Genomic DNA, 22,128 nt, shown 5'->3' with positions numbered 1-22,128 from the left:
CCCCTTGCGAGGGCGGCCGCTGAACGTCTTCAAACCTTTGTGGCGCAAGGCCTCGGGGTTCTCAGGAAGAGCAAGGGGCGGTCATAATATCGCACCCCATGGCCTAACGAGCGGCCCTTAACGGTACTGCTGGATCCGGGTGGTCCGCAGGCCCGCCAGGCCGTGCCGGTCGATCGACTGCTGCCAGGCGAGGAACTCCTCGTTGGTCAGCTTATAACGATCGCAAGCCTCGTCGAGCGAGAGCAGGCCCCCGCGGACGGCGGCCACGACCTCGGCTTTACGACGGATCACCCAACGCTGGGTCTCCGGCGGCGGCAGATCGGACAGGGTAAGAGGAGCACCGGTCGGACCGATGACATACTTCTCACCCCGGCTGTTCGTGCGCTGCTGTTGCAACATGGCTTTACGCCTTTCCCACAACCATCACTGTTGAAGGCCACTATAGGCGCCGCCTAATAACAGCGACTTAATCCCAATAGTAAAGAAGGCCTGAACAGAGTGGCTCCTCTAGCAGTCCGTAGTGTCTCGATGTGAAACACAAGAATTAAAGAGCGTTAATCCCTATGATCAGCGCTTAATATTCAGAAGCTCTTCAAGCATCTGATCCGCCGTCGTGATGATCTTCGACGACGCCGAGTAGGCGCGTTGCGTGGTGATCAGGCCCGTAAACTCAGTAGACAGATCGACCGTCGAAGCTTCCAGCGTCGAGGGTGCCAGGGCGCCGGCCCCGCCCTGGCCCGGAGCCTTCAGGCTGTAGGTGCCGCTTTCGTTGGTGACGCGATAGGCGTTGCCGTTCACGCCCTTCAGGCCGTTCGGGTTCGAGAAGGTGGCCACGGCGACCTGGGCGATCCGGCGGGTGACGCCGTTGTCGAAGATAGCCGAGACGTAGCCGTCGTCATCCACTTCGATGTTGGTCAGGTTGCCGAAGGCGGTGCCGTTGGTGTTCACCGACTGGACGACCGACTGGCTGTTGTACTGGGTCAGGCCGCCGGCGGCGTTGGCCAGGTCGATCTGGACGTCCTGGGTGTCGATGCCCAGGGCGTCGGCCCAGATCGGCGGTTGCGGCAGTTGCGCGGCCGGCGGCGCCGGCTGGACCACCAGCGGCGTGCCCGAGGCCTGGACCGAGATCGAGGTCGGGTTGGTGCCGCCGAACAGGTTGCCCGTGTCCTTCAGCTTGCCATCGGTGGTGAATTCGATGATGCCAGAGCTGATCAGGCCGTTGGCGTTGTTGGCCAGGTCGCCCGGCTTGGCGCGCAGTTCGGCGTACCACTGGTTCGGGCCCGGGCCCTTCAGCAGCGACAGGGTGACGGTGCGCTGGCCGCCCTTGGAGTCCGACAGCGGAACCTGGATCTCGAAGTCCGGCTTGACGCCCTTGGTGTTGTCCAGGGCGTAGTCCGACATCGACCACGTGGCCGGATCATAAAGCTTGCCCAGCTTGACGTCGGCGTCGGTCGAGATGCCCAGGTCGACCAGGTCGACGGTGTCGCCGGCCGAGTTGATCGCCGTGTCCGTGGTGTTGCCGGCCGGGGTGGCGGCGCCCTTGTAGTCGATCGTCGAGCTGACCAGGGCGCCCGTCGAGTCGTAGCCGACCTTGCCGGTGGCGACGATCACGCCGTTTTCCTTGATGTCGACCAGGTACTCGTTGTTGCCGGCGACCGGGTTGGCCACGCCCGTCGAGCTGTAGACGACGTCGAAATTGTGGTTGACCAGGGCCGAGTCCTGGACGTTGGTCTTCGACGGCGAGCCGGCGGTGCCGACCTTGTAGGAGACGGCGGCCGCGACCGGCTGTTCCGAGCGCAGGTTGGCGTTGACGCCGACGCGGGTCGTCTTCTCGGCCGTGCCGCCGACGCTGCCGACGTTGATCGACGACAGCTGCATCAGGTCCGACGGGTCGGGCGTGATCATGCCGCTGACCGGATCGGCCAGCCAGCCCTGCAGGTAGAGGCCAGCGTCGTTGCGCAGGTAACCCAGGTTGTCCAGCTGGAACGAGCCCGCGCGGGTGAACGAGCGGGTGTCGGTCGCCGTCAGGTTTTCCGGCTTCTCGGTGGTGACGAAGAAGCCCGAACCCGAGATCGAAAGGTCGAGGTTCGAGGTGGTCGACTGGGTCAGGCCCTGCTGGCTGACATACTGGTGCGTCTGGGCCTTCACGCCGCCGGCGCTGTAGGCTTGGTTCTTCGAGCCCGAGGTCACCAGGGTCGAGAAGTTGGCGCTGGAGCGCTTGTAGCCGACCGTGTTGACGTTGGCGATGTTGTCCGAGATCGCGGCCAGGGCCGACGAGTTGGCGATCAGGCCGGAGACGCCGGCGAGCATGGCGCTGTTGATGCTCATGACTGAATTCCTGCTTCTAAAGGGGTTCGAAGGGTTCAGCGCTGTTTGCGTTTGGGTCCGGGGGAAGACCGTCTTCCGGGGACCGCGTCGGCGTCTTTCTGACGCCCGTTCGATAGGGTGGTGGTCGGCCTAGGCGGCTTTATCTTCCGTCTTGGTGTCGGTCTTGGTGTCCGAGTTGGCGGCCACGGCGGTGACGCCGATGACGTTGTCGATGGGGACCGGCTTGCCGTTGATGATGACCTGCGGCGAGCCGGTGGAGTTGTCGACCGCCGTGACCACGCCCTCGGTGCGGCCCTTGATGTTCGTCGCCTTGATTTCCTTGCCGTCGGCGCCCTTGGCGGTGACGGCGATGGTGTAGACGCCGCCGTCTTCCAGCTGGGCGCCGCTGTCGTCCTTGCCATCCCAGGTGATGGTGTGGTCGCCGCTCTTCTGGTCGTCCGGATGTAGCGTGCGGACCACTTTCCCGGCCGCGTTCTTCACTTCGACCGTCAGCGAGGTCGAACCGCCCGGCTGGCTCCACGAGAAGGTCGCCTTGCCGTCCTTCAGGGTCGAGTTGTCGGTGGTCGCGGTGACCTGCTTGCCGATCATGTTGACGCCTTCGGACAGGCCCGTGCCGGTATTCATCCCGACCAGGGCGGCCAGCAGGTCGTTGGTGACCAGTTGCTGCTCGACGCCCGTCATCTGGGTGATCTGGCTGGTCATCTGGGTCGTGTCGGTGGGCGACAGCGGGTCCTGGTTCTTCAACTGGACGGTCAGCAGCTTCAGGAACGTCTGCTCGTTGTTGGCGAGCGACGTGCGCGAGTTGTTGATCTTGTCGAGGACCGAAGAGGTGTTCTGAGACGAGACGGCGGTGGCCATGACTCGGTCCTTCCTTAGATGCGGATGTCGAGACCGCTGTCGGCGACCGTCTTCAGGCCGGGCAGCAGGTCAGCGGGGGCGATGGCGATGTCTTCCTCGCCGGTCAGCGAAGCCTGGAAGGCGCGGCCCGAGAAGGCGCGTCGTCCCTGGTCGCCGAAGTCCTGGAAAGCGAGGAAGGGGTTGGAATTCTGGCCGTTGTTCTGGCTGGAGACGTCGAACGAGAGGCCGTTGTCGGCCACGTTGAAGCCGGCGTCGTTCAGGGCCTGGCGCAGTTCGCCCGCCTTGCCGCGCAGCTCCTGCGCGGCGTGGAGGGTGTCGAACCTCATCGAGGCGGTCATCGCGCCGTCGCGGCCGATCTCGATGCGCACGTCGACCTTGCCCAGGTTGTCCGGGGTCAGGGTCACGTCGAAGCGGGTGGCCTTGTCGGCGCGCTTGAGGATCTCGGCCGACAGGGCGGCGACGGTCTCGGGCGAACCACGCACGGGGGCCGCCGCCGCGGCCGGCGCGGCGGCGCTGGCGGCCTGAGCCTGGGCGGCCGGAGCCTGGACGGCCATAGCGTTGGTGTCGACGGCGGCCGCGGCGGCGACGGCGACCGGCGCTTCGACCGAGACGATCGTCGCGGCGGCCTGGTCCGAGCCCTTGGCGTCGGTGGTCGTTTGCCCCTTGTCCGCCGCGACGGCGGTGACGGCCTGGGCGGTCTCGACGGCGACCGCGTCCGCGGCCTTGGCCTGGGCGGCCAGCGGCGACGGCGCGGTCTTGGGAGCCTCGGCGGTCTTGGTCGTCGTCGGGGCGGCTTCCGGTTCGGCGGCTTCGGCGGCGACGTCCGCGGCGTCCGCGACGACGGTCTCGGCGACGACCGGAGCGGCCTCGACCACCGGCGCCTCGACCACCTCGGCGGCGACCTGGACGGCAGGCGCAACGACCGGGGCCACGGGCGCTTGCGCGGCGGCCGGCTGGGTTGGGGCGGTCTTGGCCGTGTCGACGGTCTTGGCGGCGGCGACCTTGGGCGCGGTCAGGTCGTCGGTCGAGACCGCCGTCGCTTCGTCGCTGGCGAGGGCGGCCAGGGCCTCGAGCGCGGCGGCGTCGACGGCCTGGCCTTCCGGCGCGGCGGCGACCGGCGCGGCCGTCTGGACCAGCGCCTGAGCAGCGACGGTCTGTTGCTGGGTCGAGGCGGGCTGAGCGGCTTCGGCGACGGCCGGCGCGGTCGTCTGGGCTTGGGTCTGGGCCGTCTGCACGGCGGCGGCGAAATCGGCGACCTGGTCGGCGGCGACGGCCGTCGCGTCCACGGCCGGCTGAGCGGCGGCGGCGACTTCGGCCGGGGCCGGGGCCGGGACCGGCGTGGTCATGGCGGCGATCAGGGCGGCGGCGGCCTGGGCCGTGGCGTCAGCGGCGCTCGCCGCGTCATCCTTCTGGCCGGCGTCCTTGTCCGAGGCCTTGTCCGAGGCCTTGTCGTCCGCGGCGTCGCTCTTGGCGTCCTTGCCGGCGGCGGCCTTGTCCGAGGCCTTGGCGTCGGCGGCGTCCGCCGTCTTGGAGTCCCGAGCGACCTTGGCGTCTTGAGCGTCGTCGGCCTTGTCCGCGCGATCGGCGCGCTTGGCGTCGCTCTTGCTGTCCGTCCTGGCCGGCTTGTCGGCGACCCTGGTGTCACGGTCGTCGTCGCGAGCGTCGCTCTTCGACTCCGTACGCGACGGGGCGCGGGGGGCGGAAGCCTCTTCGCTCTTGCCGGCGATGGCCAGCAGGGCGTCGAAGCCGTCGCCAGACGACTTCCCGTTCGCGGCCGGAGGCGGCGCGGCGGGAAGAGCGGCGGTGGGGGCGGCGATCGCGGTCATTCGCAGTCGTTGCTCGGTTGAGACGGCGGTCCATGACGAACACGCCTTTGTCCGGCCTCCTTACGCAACGGTCGGGCCAACTCGTCAGAATGATATCAAGTCGTTGTTTTATTTGATTTTAATAGCTTGTTTACGAAGCAAAAACGCTCTCCGCGCGGCGCTTTTTGCCGAGCCCGCCCGGTCGAAAGGGACGGGAGTTGCCGCGTCGCCCCGTCGCGGGGCCAGTTGGCGCCGTCCTTGCGCATGACGTCTTGTCGAATTTCCGACCACCGGAACTTTTCGCAATGAAATTCAGTAGCTTGGCAAATATCGGGAACGCAATTCCCTCTGTGACCCGGCAAGTTTCGCCGGGCAACGACGCGTCGTGCATTGCGCGGTTTGCCGAGCTTATGGGGGTTACCGCATGTCGCTGAATGCGATCATGAATACGGCGACGTCCGGCATGATGGCCGCGCAGACGGGTCTGCGCGTCACCTCGGACAACATCGCCAACGTCAACACCACGGGCTACGTCCGCAAGACGATCTCCCAGTCGAACCTGCTGTCCAACGGCATGGGCGTGGGCGTCAGCATCGACGCCATCAAGCGCGCGACCGACCGCTTCCTGCAGTCGGCCAGCCTGAACGCCGCCTCGGACAGCGGCCGCACCTCCGTGGTGTCCGATACCCTGAACCGCGCCCAGCAGCTGTTCGGCGATCCCAGCGGCGACACCAGCTTCTTCTCGACCCTGGACGACATCTTCTCGGCCTTTTCGTCGGCCCAGGACGATCCGTCCTCGTCCCTGCTGCGCACCCAGGCGCTGACGCGGATGGACGACTTCCTCAGCGAATCGAGCCGCATCACCTCGTCGCTGTCCAAGCTGGGCAAGGACGCCGACACCCGCATCTCGGCCGATGTCGACCGCGTCAACGACCTGCTGAGCCAGATCGACGGCCTCAATACCGACATCACCCGCGCCAAGGTGGCCGGGGCCGACGCCACCGGCGCCGAGAACGTCCAGAGCGGCCTGATCGACGAACTGTCCAAGCTGATGAACGTCCAGGTCACGCCCCGCCAGCTGGGCGGGGTCTATGTCCGCTCGACCGAAGGCCTGCCCCTGGCCGGCGACGGCGCGGCCAAGATGACCTACCAGACCTCGGCCACCGCCACGGGCTACCTGACCGTGCAGCTGGCCAACGGCTCGGTGCAGCCCACCCCGTTGAACATCACCAGCGGCGAGATCAAGGGTCTGCTGGACGTGCGCAACACCGAGCTGGTCAACCTGTCCGACCAGCTTGGCGAGTTCACTTCGCGCGCGGCCGAGGAGCTCAACCGCGCGGCCAACGCCGCCTCGTCGGTGCCCGCCCCGACCAGCCTGACCGGCCGCGACACCGGCCTGGACGACACCGCGGCCATGACCGGCTTCACCGGCAAGACCACGATCGCCCTGACCGATAGCAGCGGCGTGATCCAGCGCCGCATCGACATCGACTTCGACTCCGGCACGATGAGCATCGACGGCGGGGCGGGTCCCACCTTCAACCCGTCCGACTTCACGGCGCAGCTGAACACCGCCATGGGCGGCATGGGCGCGGCCGGCTTCTCGGGCGGAGCCCTGACCCTGACCGGAAACGGCGGCCTGGGCGTGGCCATCCAGGACGACGCGACCAGTCCGTCCAACAAGGCCGGCAAGGGTTTCAGCCACTATTTCGGGCTGAATGACATCATCCGCACCAACGGCTACTCGCCGTACGAGACCGGCCTGACGGCGACCGACCCGAACGGCTTCACCTCGGGCTCGATGACCATCCGCCTGACCGACGTCGAGGGCGGCCGGATCCGCGACATCGTCGTGGACCCGCCCGTCGGCGGCACGATGCAGGACATGCTGGACGCGCTGAACTCACGCGCCTCGGGCGTCGGCCTCTACGGCCAGTTCTCGCTGAACGCCAAGGGACAGATCAACTTCCAGTCGAATGGCGCCACGCCGGTGACCATGTCGGTCCAAGCCGACACCACCCAGCGCGGCGTCGGCGGCCCGTCGGCCAGCCAGCTGTTCGGCATCGGCCCGGCCGAGCGAAGCACCCGGGGCGAGAAGTTCTTCGTCAATCAGGCGATGAACGAGAATCCAAAGCTGCTGCCTCTGGCCCAGCTGGACCTGACCCAGGCCGTCGGCGGCAATCCCGCCCTGGCCGTCGGCGACGGTCGCGGGGCCCTCGCCCTGGCCAAGGCCGGCGACAACACCGCCGGCTTCTCGGCCGCCGGCGACGCCAGCGCCGTCAATATGAGCGTCAATCGCTACGCCTCCGACTTCAGCGGCGCGATCGCCCGCAAGTCCGCCACCGCCGCCAGCCGCAAGGACGCCGCCGACGCGGTGTCCAGCGAGGTCGACAGCCAGCGGCAGTCGGAAGAGGGCGTGAACCTCGACGAAGAACTGATCAATCTGACCACCTACCAGCAGGCCTTCAACGCCTCGGCCCGCCTGATCCAGGCGACCAAGGACATGTTCGACGTGCTCACCGGAATCCTGGGGTAAGCCATGACCCGTGTCTCAACCGTTCAGAACTACAACATCATGACGGCCAACCTCATGAAGGCGCAGATTCGCCAGAATGACGTGGGCGCCCAGGTGTCCAGCCAGAAGGTCGCCAACGACCTGAAGGGCTACGCCAAGAACGCCGAGATCCTGACCGCCATGCGCGGCACCCAGAACCGGATCAACGGCTTGCTCGATCAGTCAAAGCAGGTCGGAAACCGCCTGGAGATGCAGGATACCGGCCTTGGCCGCGTCGCCGACGCCACCGGGAGCGCGCGCGAGGCCATCGCCAACGCCCTGGCCGCCGGCAACGCCACCACCCTGATGCAGCAGATGCGCGCCGCCTTCGGCGACGTGGTCCAGGGGCTGAACACCAAGTCGAACGGGCTCTACGTGTTCTCGGGCGCCAAGACCGACACGGCCACGACCTCGGCGACCACCATGGCCGACCTGACCGCCGCGCCGACCACCGCCGACCTGTTCCATAACGATCAGTACATCACCACCAACCGCATCGACGAGCAGACCAACGCCAAGACCGGCGTGCTGGGCGACGCGATCGGCACGGACGTGTTCGACGCCTTCAAGCAGGTGCAGGCCTATGTCGACGCCAACGGCGACTTCACCGGCAAGCTGGACGACACCCAGGTCCAGTTCCTGACCGGCCTGCTGAGCACGTTCGACGCCGCCCAGAAGGGCGTGGTCGACCTGCAGGGCAAGAACGGCGTCACCCAGAAGCGCTTCGAGGCCGCGACCACCGACCTGTCGAACCAGGCCGACACCCTGACCGGCATGGTCGGCGGCATCACCGATGTCGACATGGCCGACGCCGTGACCCGCCTTGAAGCCGCCAAGCTGGCCGTCCAGGCCTCGGCCCAGGTGTTCACCAGCCTGCAGGCCTCGTCGCTGCTGAACGTGCTGAAGTAGAAGCGCCCCTCCGCAAACCTCGCAAAAGCGCTCCCTAGCCGCTATATGGCGGCGATGGACGCCGATCTGCTGACCCCCGCCGCTACGAACGACGCTGACGCGCTCATCGCGCGCGCGGTCGAGCAGGTGCGCGCGGCCGTTGGCCTGCCGGAAGGAACCCGGATCGTCGCGGCCATGTCCGGCGGCGTGGACTCCACCGTCACCGCCGCCTTGCTGGCCAAGGCCGGCTATGACGTCGTCGGCGTCACCCTGCAGCTCTACGACCACGGCGCGGCGATCACCAAGAAAGGCGCCTGCTGCGCGGGCCAGGACATCCTGGACGCCCGCATGGCGGCCGAGCGGATCGGCATCCCGCACTATGTGCTGGACTACGAGAGCCGCTTTCGCGAGCAGGTCATCGAGGACTTCGCCGACGCTTATCTGCGTGGCGAGACCCCGATCCCGTGCGTGCGCTGCAACCAGACGGTCAAGTTTCGCGACCTGCTGGACGTGGCCCGCGACCTGGGCGCCGAGGCCATGGCCACCGGGCACTACGTCCAGCGCGCCTTCGCCGGCGGCGGCAACCGCCCGCAGCTGCGCCGCGCCGCCGATCCGGCCAAGGACCAGAGCTATTTCCTGTTCGCCACCACGCGCGACCAGCTGGACTTCCTGCGTTTCCCGCTGGGCGGGATGGACAAGCCCACCGTGCGCGCCGTCGCCGCGGCGCTTGGCCTCTCCATCGCCGACAAGCCCGACAGCCAGGACATCTGCTTCGTCCCCGAGGGCAAGTACACCACGGTGATCGACCGCATCCGTCCGCAGGGCGCGGAGGCTGGCGACATCGTGCATCTGGACGGCCGCGTGCTGGGCCGCCATGAGGGCGTCACCCGCTACACCATCGGCCAGCGCCGGGGCCTGAACATCGCGGTCGGCGACCCGCTGTTCGTGGTCAGGATCGACGCCGACAAGCGCCAAGTCATCGTCGGCCCGCGCGATGCCCTGCTGACCGCGTCCCTCACCCTCAAGGAAGGCAGCTGGCTGGGCGGCCAGGACAGCCTTGAGGCCGCCGCCGAGGATGGGCAGCCTGTGCTGGCCCGCGTCCGCTCGACCCGCGAACCGGTCGCCGGCCGCCTGGCGATCCGCGACGGCGAGGTCTCGGTGGTGTTCGACGGCGCCGAGGAAGGCGTCGCGCCCGGCCAGGCCTGCGTGCTCTACGATCCGGCCGATCCGGAACGCGTGCTGGGCGGCGGCTTCATCGCCGGCACGACCCGGATGGTGGATCTGGCGGAGGCCTGATCGCGGCCTGGCTGTCGCCGAAAGCGTTGCTCCAGGCCCCAGGACGAAAAACCCCCGCCGGCGAACCGACGGGGGCTTTTCGCGTCAAGCTGACGAAGCGATGCTTACGCGCCGCCCGGGAAACGGAAGGGAACCTTCACCGAACCGGTCTTGGCGCCCATCGGCAGCTTCTCGGCGATGCACATGGCGGCCTTGTCGAAGCCCTTGCCCGCGGCGCTGTTGTCGACGACCTTGCAGTCCGACAGCTTGCCGGCGTCGGCGGTGCATTCCAGCATCACCTGGGCGGCGTCACGGGTGTTCGCGAACTGCTGCAGGCAACGGCCCATCTGGTCTTCGAAGCCGCCGGCGGCCGAAGCGGCTTGAGCGACGAAGAAGCTGCCAGCGATACCGGCGGCGAGCGCGATCGAGAGTTTCATGTGTATTCCTGCCCCTTGCGGCGTTCAAATCTGATGTGACTGTTTTACGCAGGCAGGCGCCAAGGAATGGCTAAGGTTCGCGGTTAATCATTTCCAAAAATGGTGAATGACCGCGGGCGGATGAATTGGACGGTCGAGGCTTTTGGAGACAACCGCCGACAACGAATGGATGGGACCGTGACGACCAAGCCCCGCATCTATGCGATGAGCTTCGCCAGCGTGTATCCGGCCTATGTCGCCAAGGCCGAAAGGAAGGGCCGCACCCGAGCCGAGGTCGACCAGATCATCCTCTGGCTCACCGGCTTCAGCCCGGAGGCGTTCGCGGCTCAGCTCGCCAACAAGACGGATCTCGAGACCTTCTTCGCTCAGGCGCCCCGGTTGAACCCCGCCCGCGCCGAGATCAAGGGCGTGGTCTGTGGCGTCCGCGTCGAAGAGGTCGCCGAACCGCTGATGCGCGAGATCCGCTACCTGGACAAGCTGATCGACGAACTGGCCAAGGGCAAGGCCATGGAGAAGATCCTGCGCGGCTAGTCGATCTCGTCGAACGCCAGGCCGATGCGGAACAGGCAGTAGCCCGTCTCGTCGACCAGTCGGGCCACGTCCGGGTTCGTGTCCGCGCGCTCGCGAACGCGGGTGAAGCGCCAGTCTTCCTCGCGACCGCTCGCCGGAAACGGCGCGCCGTCGGCGGTGACCAGACGATAGTCGGGCTTGGTAAGGTGAACGTAAAACCGATAACGGCTCATTCCGCCGCGATCTTGGCCGCTTCCAGGGCCTCGCCGACGGTCAGCCCTCGCTCGGGCGGCGCGCTGCGTTCCAGGTCGCGGCGCTGGACGACCTCGCCGCAGGCCTCGCAGGCCAGCACGGGATGGAAGGCGCAGCCGCAGCCCTTGTGGTTGAACAGCACCGGCGACTGGTCGCGACCATAGACGTAGCGGTCGCCCCACTCCGACATGGTCAGCAGCACCGGCGACAGGGCCAGGCCCTTTTCGGTCAGCCAGTATTCGTGACGCGGCGGACGCTCGGAATAACGGCGGGTTTCCATGACGCCGTGGGCGACCAGGGTCTTCAGCCGCGCGGCCAGGACGTTGCGAGCGACGCCCAACCGCTCCTGCCACTGCTCGAAGCGTTTCACCCCCGCGAAGGCGTCGCGCAGGATCAGCAGCGTCCACGGATCGCCCACGACTTCCAGCGTGGCGGCCACCGAGCAACGTTCGTTCGTATAGTCAGCTGTACGACCCATTTCGCGAGGTTGAGGCGTTCCGCGAGGGAAAGCAAGAGAGCGTTGCGTTTGAAGATGAACCAGAGTAGGTTTTTTATCGCAATTGACTCTCTCGGTTGCCACCTGGCGAGCGGAAGCCGGCGAAATCCGTCGACGGCCGCTCGCCCCTTCTCATCACAATCTCGCAAACCCCTTGCGCGCGATGAGGCGGTGGGGGTCTATCCCGCCTTAAAATATATCCATCGTGGTTCGGCTTGCCGAACGACGCCAATTCAAAAAGCCGGAGCGTGATAGCCGCCGAAACCGGCTTCCACTTTCGGCTATCACGCTCAGGGAGCTAAACCATGTCCGCGTCCGATCCCGTCGTCATCGTCTCCTACGCCCGCACGCCGATGGGCGGCTTCCAGGGCGCCCTGGGCGGGGTGAAGGCCACCGAGCTGGGCGCGACGGCGGTCAAGGCGGCCATCGAACGGGCCGGCGTTGCGGGCGACAAGGTCGAGCAGATCTTCATGGGCTGCGTGCTGCCGGCGGGCCTGGGCCAGGCGCCGGCCCGCCAGGCGGCGCTGGGCGCGGGGCTTCCCCTTTCCGTCGAGGCCACTACCGTCAACAAGATGTGCGGCAGCGGCATGCAGGCCGCGATCATGGCTCATGACGCCCTGAAGGCCGGATCGGTCGATGTCGTGGTGGCCGGCGGCATGGAGAGCATGACCGGCGCGCCCTACCTGATGTCCAAGCACCGCGGCGGGGCCCGCATCGGCCACGACCAGCTGTGGGACAGCATGTACCTGGACGGGCTGGAGGACGCCTATACGCCCGGCAAGCTGATGGGCGCCTTCGCCGAGGACACCGCCGCCCAGTACCAGTTCACCCGCGAGGCCATGGACGACTACGCGACCAAGGGCCTGATGAAGGCCAAGGCCGCCGTCGAGAGCGGCGCCTTCAAGGCCGAGATCACCCCGGTCACCGTCGTCTCCCGCAAGGGGACCGAGGTCGTCGACACCGACGAGCAGCCGGTCAAGGCCGATCCAGCCAAGATCCCGACCCTGCGCCCGGCCTTCAGCCGCGACGGCGGCGTCACGGCCGCTAACAGCTCCTCGATCAGCGACGGCGCCGCGGCCCTGGTCATGACACGCGAGAGCGTCGCCAAGGCCCTGGGCCTGCCGATCCTGGCCCGCGTGGTCAGCCACGCCGCCCACGCCCACGAGCCGGCCCTGTTCGCCACCGCCCCTGTGCCGGCCATGCGAAAGGCGTTGAAGAAGGCCGGCTGGTCGGTCGAGGACGTCGATCTCTTCGAGATCAACGAAGCGTTCGCCGTGGTGCCGATGGTCGCCCAGCAGGAACTGGGCTTCGACGCCGACAAGCTGAACGTCAACGGCGGCGCCTGCGCCCTGGGCCACCCGATCGGCGCCTCGGGCGCGCGGATCCTGTGCACCCTGATCAACGCCCTGCAATCGCGCGGCAAGACCAAGGGTCTGGCGTCCTTGTGCATCGGCGGCGGCGAAGCCACCGCGATGGCGATCGAGCTGGTCTGACGTTCGGGCGCGCCTTGCCGCGATGCGGCAACGGCCTACCTAAGCCTTAGCATCCCTTCTCCGTAAGGCGCGTTCCCCCGTCATGACCGACACCTTCCGCCATAATCCCGAACTCAGCCGCTACGAGCTGGAGGTCGACGGCCTGCTGGCCGTGGCCGACTATCAGCGCTCCGGCCATCGGCTGGTGATCCCGCACGTCGAGGCCGACATGGCCCTGCGCGGCACGGGCGCGGCCGGACGGCTGATGACCAAGGTCGCCGAGACGGCGCGGGCGGAAGGCATGCGGATCACGCCGCTGTGCTCCTACGCGGCCGCCTGGCTGAAGCGGAACGATCCGGACCTGATCGCCTAGGCCTACGGTTGGCGGCCACCGGCGAGGTCGGAGCCACGCCCACCCTTTTCACCCCTTGGCCTGGCGCTCCGCCATGAAGGCCACCCGGGCCAGAACCTCTGGCCCCGCCGCCGGTCCTGGGGCGTAGGCGAAGTGCTCGCTGGTGATCGGCTTGCCGCTGACCCGGTCGACCATGATCGGCTCGGCCGGGACGCCCGTCTCGCGATCGACCAGCTGGCCGGCCACGCCCTCGAGCGCGAAGTGGCGGTTTCCGAAGGCCAGCATGGCCGTCAGCACCGGCGCGAAGTCCCGGCCCCGGTCCGTCAGCAGATATTCGTAGCGCGGCGGCCGTTCGCTGTAGGCGTGCTTCTCAAGAAGTCCGTTTTCGACAAGCCCCGCCAGCCGCTTCGTCAGAATGTTCGGCGCGACGCCAAGGCTCTTCTCGAACTGGTCGAAGCGGGTCAGGCCCTGGGCCGCGTCGCGCAGGATCAGCAGGGTCCAGCCGTCGCCCACGCGCTCCAGCGTGCGGCCGACCGGACATTGGGTGGCTGGGCGTTCAGATTTGCTCATGACGAAAGATTTGGCCACTCACTTGCGAAAAGCAAGTTACCCCATAGCTAGAGCTGGAAGCCGGACCACCAGGGCCTTGGCGAGAACTGAGGACTAACACGATGAGCGACACCAACACCAAGGGCTCGGCCCTGATCACCGGCGCCTCGACCGGCATCGGCGCGGTCTATGCCGACCGCCTGGCCAAGCGCGGCTACGACCTGATCCTGGTCGCCCGCGACGAGGCCCGCCTGAACGCCCTGGCCGAGCGTCTGCGCGGCCAGACCGGCGTCAAGGTCGAGGTCATCAAGGCCGACCTGACCGACAAGGCCGATCTGCTGAAGATCGAGCAGCGCCTGGCGACCGACGCGGCCATCACGGCGCTGGTCAACAATGCGGGCGTGGCGGGCGCCAACGACTTCGTGGCCACCGATCCCGACGCGTTCGAGAAGATGATCCAGCTGAACGTCACCGCCGTGACCCGCCTGGCGGCGGCGGCGGCCCGCAACTTCGTGCCCCGCGACAAGGGGACGATCATCAACCTGGCCTCGGTGGTGGGCTTGATCCCAGAACTGGGCATGCCGGTCTATGGCGCGACCAAGGCCTTCGTGACCTACCTGACCCAGGGCCTGCGCGTGCAGTTCGCCAATTCGGCCGTGCGCCTGCAGGCGGTGCTGCCCGGCGCCACGCGCACCGAGATCTGGGAGCGCTCGGGCTCGGATATCGACGCGATCGATCCGAACACGATCATGGATGTCGACGACATGGTCGATGCGGCGCTGGCCGGCTTCGACAAGGGCGAACTGGTGACGATCCCGTCCCTGCCCGACATCGCCGATTGGGAGGGCGCCCTGGCCGCCAAGGCCAAGCTCTATCCGAACCTGTCGCGCCGCGAGCCGGCGGCTCGCCTCCGCAAGGCCTAAGAGCCTGTCCGTTTCTGATGGAAACATCAGAAACGGATAAACAGGCTCTATCTCAAACACTTGGAGCGTGGCAGGCGCCGAAACCGCTCACACTTTCGGCTGCCACGCTCTGACAGCGGAAAGCTCGCCGGCGCGGCGCTCACTCCCGCGCCGGCGAGTCCGCCCTGATGGCCTTTCCCGGGTTGATGCGCACCGGGAAAGGCCACCTGGAACGCAAACTCTTAGCTGAGCACCATCACCACGACGCGGCGGTTCTGGGCCCGGCCTTCGCGCGTCTCGTTGGGGGCGACGGGGGCTTCCTGGCCGTACGAGATCGTCGCCATGCGGTTCAGGGCGACGCCGTGCTGGCTGAGGAACTTGCGGACGGTTTCCGCGCGCTTTTCGCCGAGCTCGTCGTTGTATTCCTTCGAGCCCGAATTGTCGGTGTGGCCCTGGATCTCCAGGTACACGTTCTTGTTGTCGGCCTTCAGCTTCTCGGTGAATTCCGACAGGCGCTGCTCGGCCTCGGGCGACAGGGTCGCGGCGTTGACCGGGAACTTCACCGAGTCATCGCTGAGCACCAGGGCGTACTGGAACTTGCCCTCGGCCAGCTTGCCGGCCGCGATGGCGCGGTCCAGGGCTTCCTTGGAGGTCTTGTCGAGTTCGCCGATCTGGGTGTCGTGAGCGCTGACCCGCGTCTCGACCTGGCCGACCTGCTGATTGACGAACTTCTTGGTCGCGCAGCCGCTGACCGACAGGCCGCCCATCACCAGGGCGGCGGCGACCATCATGGTCTTCGTGCTTGCTATCATTGTTTGGGTCTCGTCCGTAGAATGGGGGCGCGAGACGTCCTGCAACGCTCGCGGTGACAAATCGGACAGCAGAACTTGACCAAAGATGGGCGCGATTCCGGCGCTTCGGGGTCAAGCTAGACCATTGATACTTCAGTTTATTTCATCGACTTCTATACCGCGCGCAAGCGCCGTTGACCAAGATTGGTTCCGAAGATTTTTTAGTTTTCGCGGAAGCTCGAAAGCCAATCCAGGAAGGCCCTGAGGGCCGGAGTCTGGCCCCTGGATTTCAGCCAGGTCAGCCAGTAGCGGCCGGCGCTGACCTGAGTCTCGAAGGGCTGGAGCAGCCGCCCTTCCCGCAGATGACGCTCGAACATCATCGGCGGGGCCAGGGCGACGCCGGCGCCCAACAGCGCCGTCTCGACCATCACCCAGGAACTGTCGAACACCGGACCACGGATCGGCGGCGGCGACAAGCCAGCGGCGGCGAACCAGTCCGGCCAGTCGGCGGCGCGATAGCTGCGCAACAGGGTCTCGGCGAACAGGTCGGTCGGATCGGAGAGTCGCTCGGCCACCGCCGGCGCGCAGAGCGGACTCATCGGGGCCTCGAACAGCGGCGCGGCCTCCGTGCCGTGCCAGGCCCCGTCGCCGAACCGCACCGCGCAGTCCAGCCCTTCGCCCGCTAGGTCGGTGCGGTTGTTGTTGGTGAACAGCCGCAGGTCGACGAACGGATGGGCCTCGCGGAAGGCCGGCAGGCGCGGCAGCAGCCAGCCGACGGCGAAGGTGCCCACCACCCCGACGCTCAGGACCTCCAGCACCCGGCCGCCCTCGAAGCGGGCCAGCACGTCGCCCAGCTTGTCGAACGAGTCTCGTACGCTGGGCAGCAGGGCCAGGCCCTCGTCGGTCAGGGCCAGACCGCGCGGCAGGCGACGGAACAGCGCCGCGCCCAGCCGGGCCTCCAGTCCCTTCACCTGGTGGCTGACGGCGGCCTGGGTCACGCACAGCTCGATCGCCGCCCGGGTGAACGACAGATGCCGGGCCGAGGCCTCGAAGGCGCGCAGGGCGTTCAGCGGCAGTTGGGCGCGACTCATGCGGACCGGAACTCCAGAGACCCAAATTCAGCTAGGGGCTCCGCCAAGGTATCGTCGTTTGCGGCCAAGGCCAGCCCCGGGCAGGTTCGGCGGGCAAGGAGACCCCATCAATGCTTGATCGTCGCATGTTTTTGACGGCCCTGGCGGCCGCGCCCGTCGTCGCGCCCGTACCGTCCCAGGCCGCCGTCTTCGCCAGTCCGCCGCCCTCCGCCCTTAGCTCACGTATTAACGAATTGGAACGACGCAGCGGCGGCCGCCTCGGGGTGGCGGTGCTGGACACCCAGGATGGCCGTCGGTTCGCCTGGCGCGGCGACGAGCGATTCCGCATGTGCAGCACCTTCAAGATGCCGCTGGCGGCGGCCATCCTGCGCCGGGTCGACCAGGGCCGCGAGCGCCTGGACCGCCGGGTGACCTATGGCCGCGAGGTGCTGATGGGCAATTCGCCGGCGGTCGAGAAACACCTGGCCCAGGGCATGACCATCGGCGAGCTCTGCGCGGCCACCATCACCCTCAGCGACAACGCCGCCGCCAATCTGCTGCTCGACGCCCTGGGCGCTCCCACCGACCTGACCCGCTTCCTGCGGGCGCTGGGCGATCAGACCACCCGCTGCGACCGCCGCGAGCCGGAGCTCAACACCGGCGCCCCGGACGATCCGCGCGACACCACCACGCCGGCGGCCATCGTCGAGACCTGGAAAACCCTGCTGACCACCGACGCCCTGTCGACCGCCTCCCGCAAGCGACTGACGGCCTGGGTCGTGGCCAACCGCACCGGCGACAAGCGCCTGCGCGCCGGCCTGCCCCGCGGCTGGAAGGTCGGCGACAAGACCGGCAACAACGGCCAGGACCAGACCAACGACATCGCCGTGATCTGGCCGCCGGGGCGCAAGCCGCTGTTCGTCTCGGCCTTCCACGACCAGGGCTCGGCGGACGACGACGTCCGCAGCGCGGTGCTGGCCGACGTGGCGCGGGCGGTCGTGGGCGCGGGGTTCGGGGCTTAAAGTTATCCACAGGGGCGGGGCGACCTGCGGCTCTCCTCCCCCTCTCGGGCGAGGTGGGCGGCGCGAATACGCGCCGTGACGGAGGGGGACAGCGCGGACCCAATTGGCGCGGCGCAGACTCCCTCCACCGCCGTCGCCGTTCGGCGGTCCCCCTCCCCCAAGAGGGGGAGGACAAAAGGAGCGTTGCGCCCGCTCCTGTCCCCGCTCCATCGCCACACTTTTCCAGTCTTCACAGCGCCTTACACAAAAACACCCGTTTCTTATCCCCGCCTGTCGCGACGCCCTCATGCTCTTCCCCATGAGCGCCTTCCCCACCCCCAGCGCCTGGTGCGCGGACCTGCAAGTCAAGTTGATGGCCGCCCTCGACGCAGCCTGGGCGCTGGCCGAGGCCAGCGACGACCCGGCCGTCATCGCCAAGGCTCGCGACAAGGCCAGACTCTGCGGCCAGCTGGCCGCCGAGGCCCGCAAGGTCGCCGCGCTGGTTCCCCAGCCCAAACCGCGCCAATTGCCGGCCATGATTCACGAGGCGTTCGACCGGCTGGACGCGGCCACCGCGCCGCTGGTCGCCGAGGCCGCGCGCCAGGAAGCGCGCGACGCGGGCAAGCCGCCCGCCGCCCAGGCCCTGGCGATGCAGGCGGCGCTGAAGAAACTGAAGCGACGAGAGCGCGACCGCGCCCGAGGCGCACAGGCCCCGGGCGCTATCCCGCGAGCCTAGAACGTTTCCCCGACCAGCTTCTCGCTCAGCGCCCACAGGGCCTGGGCGTGGGCGGGATCGAGGGCGTAACTCCGGACGCCGGCGCGGATCTGCGAGGCGTCCTCGGCCAGTTCCGCGACGTGACAGTCTTCGCAATAGAGGCCGCCGACGGCATCGGCCGGCGCCACGACCCCGGCCCACACGCTGGTCGCCGCGCCCTGCGGAATGGTCTTCCACTCGATGGGCGGCTGGCCCTCGGCCGCGGCCTGGGCGTTCAGCTGCTCGATCCAGCCCTGGATGAAGGCCGGGTCGAGGTGGCGGGCCAGCTCGGTCTGGATGCCGCCCGGATGCACGGCCACGGCCCGCACGCCGCGTTCCTTGTGGCGACGATCGAACTCGACGGCGAACAGGATGTTGGCGGTCTTGGAGCGGCCATAGGCTTCGAACGGCACGTAGTCGGTGGTCTCGAAGTTCGGATCCTCGAGATTGACGTCCGAGAAGCGGTGCCCCGCGGAGGCCAGGGACACCACGCGCGCCCCGGCCTTCAGCAGGCTGGCGATGCGGTTGACGAACACGAAGTGGCCCAGGTGGTTGGTGCCGAACTGGGTCTCGAAGCCGTCGACGGTCTTGCCGAACGGCGGGGCCATGACCCCGGCGTTGGCGATGACCAGGTCGAAGGCGCGGCCGTCGGCCACCAGGGCGTCGGCGGCGGCGCGGACGCTGGCGAGATCGGCCAGGTCCAGTTCGATCAGTTGCAGCGAGCCGCCGCTCTTGGCCGCCGCCTCGCGGACGACGGCGGTCGCGCCCTCGGCCTTCTTGAGGTCGCGGGCCGCGCCAACGACATCGGCGCCGTGGGCGGCCAGGGCGCGGGCGGTCTCGACGCCCAGGCCAGCCGAGACGCCGGTGACCAGCACCCGCTTGCCCTTGAGGTCGACGCCGGCCAGGACGTCGTCGGTGGTGGATTTGGCGCCGAAGGAAGTGCTCATGACTCTCTCGATCCCTTGCAGGGTTGTTGTCCGAGCCGATCCGGAGGATTAAATGGAGGATGGCTCCGGATAGATATTCGGAGGCCGCCTCCGCTTTTCAAGGTCGATGTCCGAAGATTCCGAAACCATCGTGGAGAAGGCTCCGCGCAAGCCGCGCGCCGACAGCCTGCGCAACCGCGACCTGCTGCTGACGGCGGCCAAGACGGCCTTTGGCGAGGCCGGGGCCGAGGCGCCGCTGGAGGACATCGCGCGACGCGCCGGCGTCGGCATCGGCACGCTCTATCGCCACTTCCCCACCCGCGAGGCCTTGGTGGCGGCGGTCTATTCGCGGGAGCTGGACCAGCTGGCCAAGGCCGCCGACGACCTGCTGGCCCGACGCCCGGCGGGTGAGGCGCTCGAAGCCTGGCTGGATCTGCTGATCGACTACATGGCCACCAAGCGCGTGGTGGCCCCGGCCTTGCGCGCCGATCCGGGCGAGGGCTCGCGGGTCTATGCCAGTTCCGGCGCGACCATCCTGCCGGCGCTGCAGCGGTTGACCGAAGCCGCCCTCGCCGCCGGCGACATCCGCGCGGACATCGGCTTCGAGGACATCCTGCGGATGATGAGCGGCCTCAGCCTCGGCTATGAACAACCCGGCTGGGACGCCGGCGCGCGACGGCTGCTCAGCGTGATGATGGCGGGGCTGCGGGCGCGCTAATCTCTTTTAGCGAGAAATTTTCTTAGAAATCTTCCTTAGATTGATCTTGAACGGTAGAGCTTACGGCCACACAGTTACCGGATGGACAAACCGAAGCGCCCGCCGCTTGCCGCCACCCCGGCCATGACCAAGGCCGTGGCCAAAGCCGTGCAAGTCTCGGCGATAAGGAAGAAGCCAAACTTAGAAATTCGGCGCTCGACGCGCGTTGGTGAAGTCTACTGGTGCGCCTTCAGTCCGCACAATTGGCTACCGGAGTTCGACGACCAGCATCTCGTGGTCGTGATCCGGGGTGGGAAGAAAGAGCATGATGCTCACGTCGTCGTGCCGCTGACGAAACAGCCCCAGCCAGAGAACCCTCACGGATATAGGCTGACCTCCAACCCTAATCCGAGCTCCGCGCCGGAAGCTTGGGCGGTCTGCAATCACGTCTACACGGTCGCGCCCGAACGGCTGAAATTGCTGCGAGACGCCAAGGGCGTGACCAAGGATCCCGACCGCCTGAGTCCTGTTGACCTCGCAGAAATCGCGCGTCGTGTTTTCAAAGCGCTGAAGCCTTTCTTCGACCATGGCTATCCACCGCGGGCGGTAGATGGCGCTTGAAAATTCAAGGTCCGTCGCTATGTTGTTCTCACGGCTTCGGCCGCCGGATCGAGAGATCCACGCCCCGGCGACGGGGCCAAATCAAAGGCCAGTCTTCGGACTGGCCTTTTTGCTTTGAAGACCTCCCCTAGGCCCCCTCCTCGTCCACATAGATCACCACCGGCTTGCCGCGCGACAGCGGCTCCCAGCCGGCCTCGATGGCCGAGGCGATGGCCTTGGCGACGATGCGGACGGGGATCTGCGAGGGCTTCAGCGGCGGGGCGCTGAACTTGGGCTTGGGGCCGGGCGGGAACTCGATCAGCGCCTCGCGCTGGCCTTCCTTGTGACGGACGGCCAGCACCTTGCCGTGCCGCTCCGACGGGTCGTAGTTCCACTGCGGCAGGCGATGCAGCCGCCAGACATAGGGGTTTTCGTCGACCTCGATGTCGAACTCGACGGTGAGCTTGGTGGTTTTGGCCATGCGGGGGAATACCCCGACACGCGCCCAAGAAAAAGGGCCGCCCCTTCCGGAGCGGCTCCCTATGCAACACTAGGCCCGCTCAGAGCCCAGGCCTGACACTCTTTTTAGGAGGCGCGGCAGGATCCGGCGATGGTGTTTCGGGCGTCAAGGCAGCCTTCACCGCGTCATCGACCATGGTTTGCTTGAGAACCGCATTGGGTGTTTCGGTCGTCTTCTTCTGGCCCTCGGCGGATCCCTGCAGATAGGCGAGCCCCGAGACGGCGCTGCAGCGCGAGTGATAAGTCACGACGCCCGCGAGCGCCAAGCTGACTGGCCAGGCCTCATAGCTGTCCTCCATCCGGCCAAGCAGCTCGGACTTGACCGCCGCGCGCTCGGCATTGATCCCCGAGACAATCGCGTCGGCCGCGCGGCTGGAAAACACCGCGTCTGCCAGATTGCCGCCAACCCCCGTCGAAATCCCCGCGAGCGCCGCCAGCAGCTTGCTGCTTCGCTCGGGCGTAGTGACCGTGGCCGCGCCCGCCAGAATGGAGGCCGCCATCGTCGAGAAGCCCTTGATGGCGACCTGGTTGCCGCGAAGGTATTGTAGATAGACCTCGCAGTTCTTCTCCGAGGCCATCAGCAGTGCGCCGACGATCTCATTTCGATTTAATTTCAGTTTTTCTTTGTCGCCGGCGGAGAACCCCGCCAAGGCTCTCTCGAAATTCCCGCTGCTGTTTTTGCCGGAATAGCTGTCGAGGAAGCCCGGCACATCGATCGTGACAATATCGGCGCTATTCCAGGTCTTGGGGTCGCGCCCCGGCGGCGGATTGGTCTTGCCGGTGCCCAAGCTGGTCCCGAACCCACCCATCGGCGACATCGGCGTCTGGCTTCGATCCTTGACCACGGTGCCGCAACCCGCAAGCAGCAGCGAAGCGCAAAGCGTTAGAAAGACACGCATAACCACCCCCCGATCGGATTTGCAGCGTGCCGAGCCATCCGCAAAGACACGCATCGAGGGTATTATTAGTTAGCGCAACCAGACTTTCAACATAAAGATATCGTCGTTATGCGAATAATCGCCGCCGATCAAAACGGGCCCAAGACGCCCATTTTGATCGGCCAGCGACGTAGCGCCGTCCTAACCGGCCATT

General features: G+C 67.3%; 24 protein-coding genes. 11 read left to right on the top strand and 13 right to left on the bottom strand.

What is annotated here, in order from left to right; translation table 11 throughout:
• Positions 1 to 117: 117 nt before the first annotated feature.
• The 4 genes from sciP to EIK80_RS26330 all read right to left on the bottom strand — a co-directional run bounded on the left by sciP (position 118) and on the right by EIK80_RS26330 (position 5,012).
• Entirely contained in the window at positions 118 to 399 is a 282-nt protein-coding gene (gene sciP, locus EIK80_RS05840) for a CtrA inhibitor SciP (RefSeq protein ID WP_047410412.1), read from the bottom strand.
• Between the two features lie 168 nt (positions 400 to 567).
• On the bottom strand, positions 568 to 2,328 hold the full coding sequence (flgE, locus tag EIK80_RS05835) for a flagellar hook protein FlgE (RefSeq protein ID WP_125156044.1): 1,761 nt from the start codon (positions 2,326 to 2,328) through the stop codon (positions 568 to 570).
• Positions 2,329 to 2,457: 129 nt separating this feature from the next.
• A complete protein-coding gene (locus tag EIK80_RS05830) occupies positions 2,458 to 3,186 on the bottom strand; it encodes a flagellar hook assembly protein FlgD (protein ID WP_125156043.1) in 729 nt (242 codons plus the stop codon).
• A gap of 14 nt (positions 3,187 to 3,200) precedes the next feature.
• The gene (locus EIK80_RS26330; protein WP_233586454.1) at positions 3,201 to 5,012 is read right to left on the bottom strand and encodes a flagellar hook-length control protein FliK; all 1,812 of its coding nucleotides are present in this window, start codon (positions 5,010 to 5,012) and stop codon (positions 3,201 to 3,203) included.
• 403 nt (positions 5,013 to 5,415) lie between these two features.
• On the opposite strand from EIK80_RS26330, the gene flgK reads away from it, so the two are divergent.
• From flgK to mnmA, 3 genes are read left to right on the top strand one after another with little or no spacing between them, the layout of a single operon-like run.
• Complete coding sequence (flgK, locus tag EIK80_RS05820) at positions 5,416 to 7,527, top strand: flagellar hook-associated protein FlgK (protein ID WP_125156042.1); 2,112 nt, start codon at positions 5,416 to 5,418, stop codon at positions 7,525 to 7,527.
• Between the two features lie 3 nt (positions 7,528 to 7,530).
• Entirely contained in the window at positions 7,531 to 8,454 is a 924-nt protein-coding gene (locus EIK80_RS05815; RefSeq protein ID WP_125156041.1) for a flagellin, read from the top strand.
• Positions 8,455 to 8,508: 54 nt separating this feature from the next.
• On the top strand, positions 8,509 to 9,729 hold the full coding sequence (gene mnmA / locus EIK80_RS05810) for a tRNA 2-thiouridine(34) synthase MnmA (RefSeq protein ID WP_199743395.1): 1,221 nt from the start codon (positions 8,509 to 8,511) through the stop codon (positions 9,727 to 9,729).
• A gap of 104 nt (positions 9,730 to 9,833) precedes the next feature.
• On the opposite strand, the gene EIK80_RS05805 is transcribed toward mnmA, so the two are convergent.
• Positions 9,834 to 10,145 (bottom strand): hypothetical protein, encoded by a 312-nt coding sequence (locus EIK80_RS05805; RefSeq protein ID WP_125156040.1) that lies wholly within the window; start codon positions 10,143 to 10,145, stop codon positions 9,834 to 9,836.
• Positions 10,146 to 10,310: 165 nt separating this feature from the next.
• Here EIK80_RS05805 and EIK80_RS05800 point away from each other — a divergent pair, with 165 nt between their 5' ends.
• Positions 10,311 to 10,676 carry a DUF2200 domain-containing protein gene (locus EIK80_RS05800; protein ID WP_125156039.1) on the top strand — a complete coding sequence of 122 codons (366 nt, stop codon included), beginning with the start codon at positions 10,311 to 10,313 and terminating at the stop codon, positions 10,674 to 10,676.
• Here the strand turns inward: EIK80_RS05800 and EIK80_RS05795 are convergent.
• Entirely contained in the window at positions 10,673 to 10,888 is a 216-nt protein-coding gene (locus EIK80_RS05795) for a hypothetical protein (RefSeq protein ID WP_125156038.1), read from the bottom strand. The two genes, EIK80_RS05800 and EIK80_RS05795, sit on opposite strands and share 4 nt — an antisense overlap.
• The gene (locus EIK80_RS05790; RefSeq protein ID WP_125156037.1) at positions 10,885 to 11,385 is read right to left on the bottom strand and encodes a helix-turn-helix domain-containing protein; all 501 of its coding nucleotides are present in this window, start codon (positions 11,383 to 11,385) and stop codon (positions 10,885 to 10,887) included. Before EIK80_RS05790 ends, EIK80_RS05795 begins: the two co-directional genes overlap by 4 nt.
• Positions 11,386 to 11,708: 323 nt before the next feature.
• Between EIK80_RS05790 and EIK80_RS05785 the strand changes: the two genes are divergently transcribed.
• Entirely contained in the window at positions 11,709 to 12,896 is a 1,188-nt protein-coding gene (locus tag EIK80_RS05785; RefSeq protein ID WP_125156036.1) for an acetyl-CoA C-acyltransferase, read from the top strand.
• Between the two features lie 82 nt (positions 12,897 to 12,978).
• Complete coding sequence (locus EIK80_RS05780) at positions 12,979 to 13,248, top strand: GNAT family N-acetyltransferase (RefSeq protein ID WP_125156035.1); 270 nt, start codon at positions 12,979 to 12,981, stop codon at positions 13,246 to 13,248.
• Positions 13,249 to 13,296: 48 nt separating this feature from the next.
• On the opposite strand, the gene EIK80_RS05775 is transcribed toward EIK80_RS05780, so the two are convergent.
• Positions 13,297 to 13,797, bottom strand: a complete 501-nt coding sequence (locus EIK80_RS05775; RefSeq protein WP_125156034.1) for a helix-turn-helix domain-containing protein — start codon at positions 13,795 to 13,797, stop codon at positions 13,297 to 13,299.
• 101 nt (positions 13,798 to 13,898) lie between these two features.
• Here EIK80_RS05775 and EIK80_RS05770 point away from each other — a divergent pair, with 101 nt between their 5' ends.
• A complete protein-coding gene (locus EIK80_RS05770; protein ID WP_125156033.1) occupies positions 13,899 to 14,699 on the top strand; it encodes an SDR family oxidoreductase in 801 nt (266 codons plus the stop codon).
• A gap of 221 nt (positions 14,700 to 14,920) precedes the next feature.
• Here EIK80_RS05770 and EIK80_RS05765 read toward each other — a convergent pair whose 3' ends face one another.
• Both EIK80_RS05765 and EIK80_RS05760 read right to left on the bottom strand, forming a co-directional pair.
• The gene (locus EIK80_RS05765; RefSeq protein ID WP_125156032.1) at positions 14,921 to 15,490 is read right to left on the bottom strand and encodes an OmpA family protein; all 570 of its coding nucleotides are present in this window, start codon (positions 15,488 to 15,490) and stop codon (positions 14,921 to 14,923) included.
• Positions 15,491 to 15,690: 200 nt separating this feature from the next.
• Positions 15,691 to 16,560 carry a LysR family transcriptional regulator gene (locus EIK80_RS05760; RefSeq protein ID WP_125156031.1) on the bottom strand — a complete coding sequence of 290 codons (870 nt, stop codon included), beginning with the start codon at positions 16,558 to 16,560 and terminating at the stop codon, positions 15,691 to 15,693.
• Positions 16,561 to 16,670: 110 nt separating this feature from the next.
• Here EIK80_RS05760 and bla point away from each other — a divergent pair, with 110 nt between their 5' ends.
• Positions 16,671 to 17,561 carry a class A beta-lactamase gene (gene bla / locus EIK80_RS05755; protein WP_125156030.1) on the top strand — a complete coding sequence of 297 codons (891 nt, stop codon included), beginning with the start codon at positions 16,671 to 16,673 and terminating at the stop codon, positions 17,559 to 17,561.
• Between the two features lie 298 nt (positions 17,562 to 17,859).
• The gene (locus EIK80_RS05750) at positions 17,860 to 18,276 is read left to right on the top strand and encodes a DUF2330 domain-containing protein (RefSeq protein WP_125156029.1); all 417 of its coding nucleotides are present in this window, start codon (positions 17,860 to 17,862) and stop codon (positions 18,274 to 18,276) included.
• On the opposite strand, the gene EIK80_RS05745 is transcribed toward EIK80_RS05750, so the two are convergent.
• The gene (locus tag EIK80_RS05745) at positions 18,273 to 19,241 is read right to left on the bottom strand and encodes an SDR family NAD(P)-dependent oxidoreductase (protein ID WP_125156028.1); all 969 of its coding nucleotides are present in this window, start codon (positions 19,239 to 19,241) and stop codon (positions 18,273 to 18,275) included. The genes EIK80_RS05750 and EIK80_RS05745 overlap by 4 nt on opposite strands.
• A 106-nt stretch (positions 19,242 to 19,347) precedes the next feature.
• On the opposite strand from EIK80_RS05745, the gene EIK80_RS05740 reads away from it, so the two are divergent.
• Complete coding sequence (locus EIK80_RS05740) at positions 19,348 to 19,938, top strand: TetR/AcrR family transcriptional regulator (protein WP_125156027.1); 591 nt, start codon at positions 19,348 to 19,350, stop codon at positions 19,936 to 19,938.
• A gap of 81 nt (positions 19,939 to 20,019) precedes the next feature.
• On the top strand, positions 20,020 to 20,538 hold the full coding sequence (locus tag EIK80_RS05735) for a type II toxin-antitoxin system PemK/MazF family toxin (protein WP_125156026.1): 519 nt from the start codon (positions 20,020 to 20,022) through the stop codon (positions 20,536 to 20,538).
• A 127-nt stretch (positions 20,539 to 20,665) separates the two neighbouring features.
• Here the strand turns inward: EIK80_RS05735 and EIK80_RS05730 are convergent, their stop codons facing one another.
• Together EIK80_RS05730 and EIK80_RS05725 are read right to left on the bottom strand one after the other, a co-directional pair.
• Entirely contained in the window at positions 20,666 to 20,998 is a 333-nt protein-coding gene (locus EIK80_RS05730; protein WP_125156025.1) for a hypothetical protein, read from the bottom strand.
• Between the two features lie 79 nt (positions 20,999 to 21,077).
• Positions 21,078 to 21,935: a hypothetical protein gene (locus EIK80_RS05725; protein WP_125156024.1), complete on the bottom strand. Its 858-nt coding sequence runs from the start codon at positions 21,933 to 21,935 to the stop codon at positions 21,078 to 21,080.
• Between the last annotated feature and the right edge of the window lie 193 nt (positions 21,936 to 22,128).

It is taken from the genome of Caulobacter sp. 602-1 (genome assembly GCF_003931565.1).
Classification (GTDB): domain Bacteria; phylum Pseudomonadota; class Alphaproteobacteria; order Caulobacterales; family Caulobacteraceae; genus Caulobacter.
Note: the sequence above shows the minus strand (reverse complement) of the source record. Positions and strands in the feature narration are given on the sequence as shown.

Excerpts from the sequence above, each read along its gene's own strand:
- sciP (WP_047410412.1), bottom strand. The coding sequence starts at position 399 with ATGTTGCAACAGCAGCGCACGAACAGCCGGGGTGAGAAGTATGTCATC.
- flgE (WP_125156044.1), bottom strand. The coding sequence starts at position 2,328 with ATGAGCATCAACAGCGCCATGCTCGCCGGCGTCTCCGGCCTGATCGCC.
- EIK80_RS05830 (WP_125156043.1), bottom strand. The coding sequence starts at position 3,186 with ATGGCCACCGCCGTCTCGTCTCAGAACACCTCTTCGGTCCTCGACAAG.
- EIK80_RS26330 (WP_233586454.1), bottom strand. The coding sequence starts at position 5,012 with ATGACCGCGATCGCCGCCCCCACCGCCGCTCTTCCCGCCGCGCCGCCT.
- flgK (WP_125156042.1), top strand. The coding sequence starts at position 5,416 with ATGTCGCTGAATGCGATCATGAATACGGCGACGTCCGGCATGATGGCC.
- EIK80_RS05815 (WP_125156041.1), top strand. The coding sequence starts at position 7,531 with ATGACCCGTGTCTCAACCGTTCAGAACTACAACATCATGACGGCCAAC.
- mnmA (WP_199743395.1), top strand. The coding sequence starts at position 8,509 with ATGGACGCCGATCTGCTGACCCCCGCCGCTACGAACGACGCTGACGCG.
- EIK80_RS05805 (WP_125156040.1), bottom strand. The coding sequence starts at position 10,145 with ATGAAACTCTCGATCGCGCTCGCCGCCGGTATCGCTGGCAGCTTCTTC.
- EIK80_RS05800 (WP_125156039.1), top strand. The coding sequence starts at position 10,311 with ATGGATGGGACCGTGACGACCAAGCCCCGCATCTATGCGATGAGCTTC.
- EIK80_RS05795 (WP_125156038.1), bottom strand. The coding sequence starts at position 10,888 with ATGAGCCGTTATCGGTTTTACGTTCACCTTACCAAGCCCGACTATCGT.
- EIK80_RS05790 (WP_125156037.1), bottom strand. The coding sequence starts at position 11,385 with ATGGGTCGTACAGCTGACTATACGAACGAACGTTGCTCGGTGGCCGCC.
- EIK80_RS05785 (WP_125156036.1), top strand. The coding sequence starts at position 11,709 with ATGTCCGCGTCCGATCCCGTCGTCATCGTCTCCTACGCCCGCACGCCG.
- EIK80_RS05780 (WP_125156035.1), top strand. The coding sequence starts at position 12,979 with ATGACCGACACCTTCCGCCATAATCCCGAACTCAGCCGCTACGAGCTG.
- EIK80_RS05775 (WP_125156034.1), bottom strand. The coding sequence starts at position 13,797 with ATGAGCAAATCTGAACGCCCAGCCACCCAATGTCCGGTCGGCCGCACG.
- EIK80_RS05770 (WP_125156033.1), top strand. The coding sequence starts at position 13,899 with ATGAGCGACACCAACACCAAGGGCTCGGCCCTGATCACCGGCGCCTCG.
- EIK80_RS05765 (WP_125156032.1), bottom strand. The coding sequence starts at position 15,490 with ATGATAGCAAGCACGAAGACCATGATGGTCGCCGCCGCCCTGGTGATG.
- EIK80_RS05760 (WP_125156031.1), bottom strand. The coding sequence starts at position 16,560 with ATGAGTCGCGCCCAACTGCCGCTGAACGCCCTGCGCGCCTTCGAGGCC.
- bla (WP_125156030.1), top strand. The coding sequence starts at position 16,671 with ATGCTTGATCGTCGCATGTTTTTGACGGCCCTGGCGGCCGCGCCCGTC.
- EIK80_RS05750 (WP_125156029.1), top strand. The coding sequence starts at position 17,860 with ATGAGCGCCTTCCCCACCCCCAGCGCCTGGTGCGCGGACCTGCAAGTC.
- EIK80_RS05745 (WP_125156028.1), bottom strand. The coding sequence starts at position 19,241 with ATGAGCACTTCCTTCGGCGCCAAATCCACCACCGACGACGTCCTGGCC.
- EIK80_RS05740 (WP_125156027.1), top strand. The coding sequence starts at position 19,348 with ATGTCCGAAGATTCCGAAACCATCGTGGAGAAGGCTCCGCGCAAGCCG.
- EIK80_RS05735 (WP_125156026.1), top strand. The coding sequence starts at position 20,020 with ATGGACAAACCGAAGCGCCCGCCGCTTGCCGCCACCCCGGCCATGACC.
- EIK80_RS05730 (WP_125156025.1), bottom strand. The coding sequence starts at position 20,998 with ATGGCCAAAACCACCAAGCTCACCGTCGAGTTCGACATCGAGGTCGAC.
- EIK80_RS05725 (WP_125156024.1), bottom strand. The coding sequence starts at position 21,935 with ATGCGTGTCTTTCTAACGCTTTGCGCTTCGCTGCTGCTTGCGGGTTGC.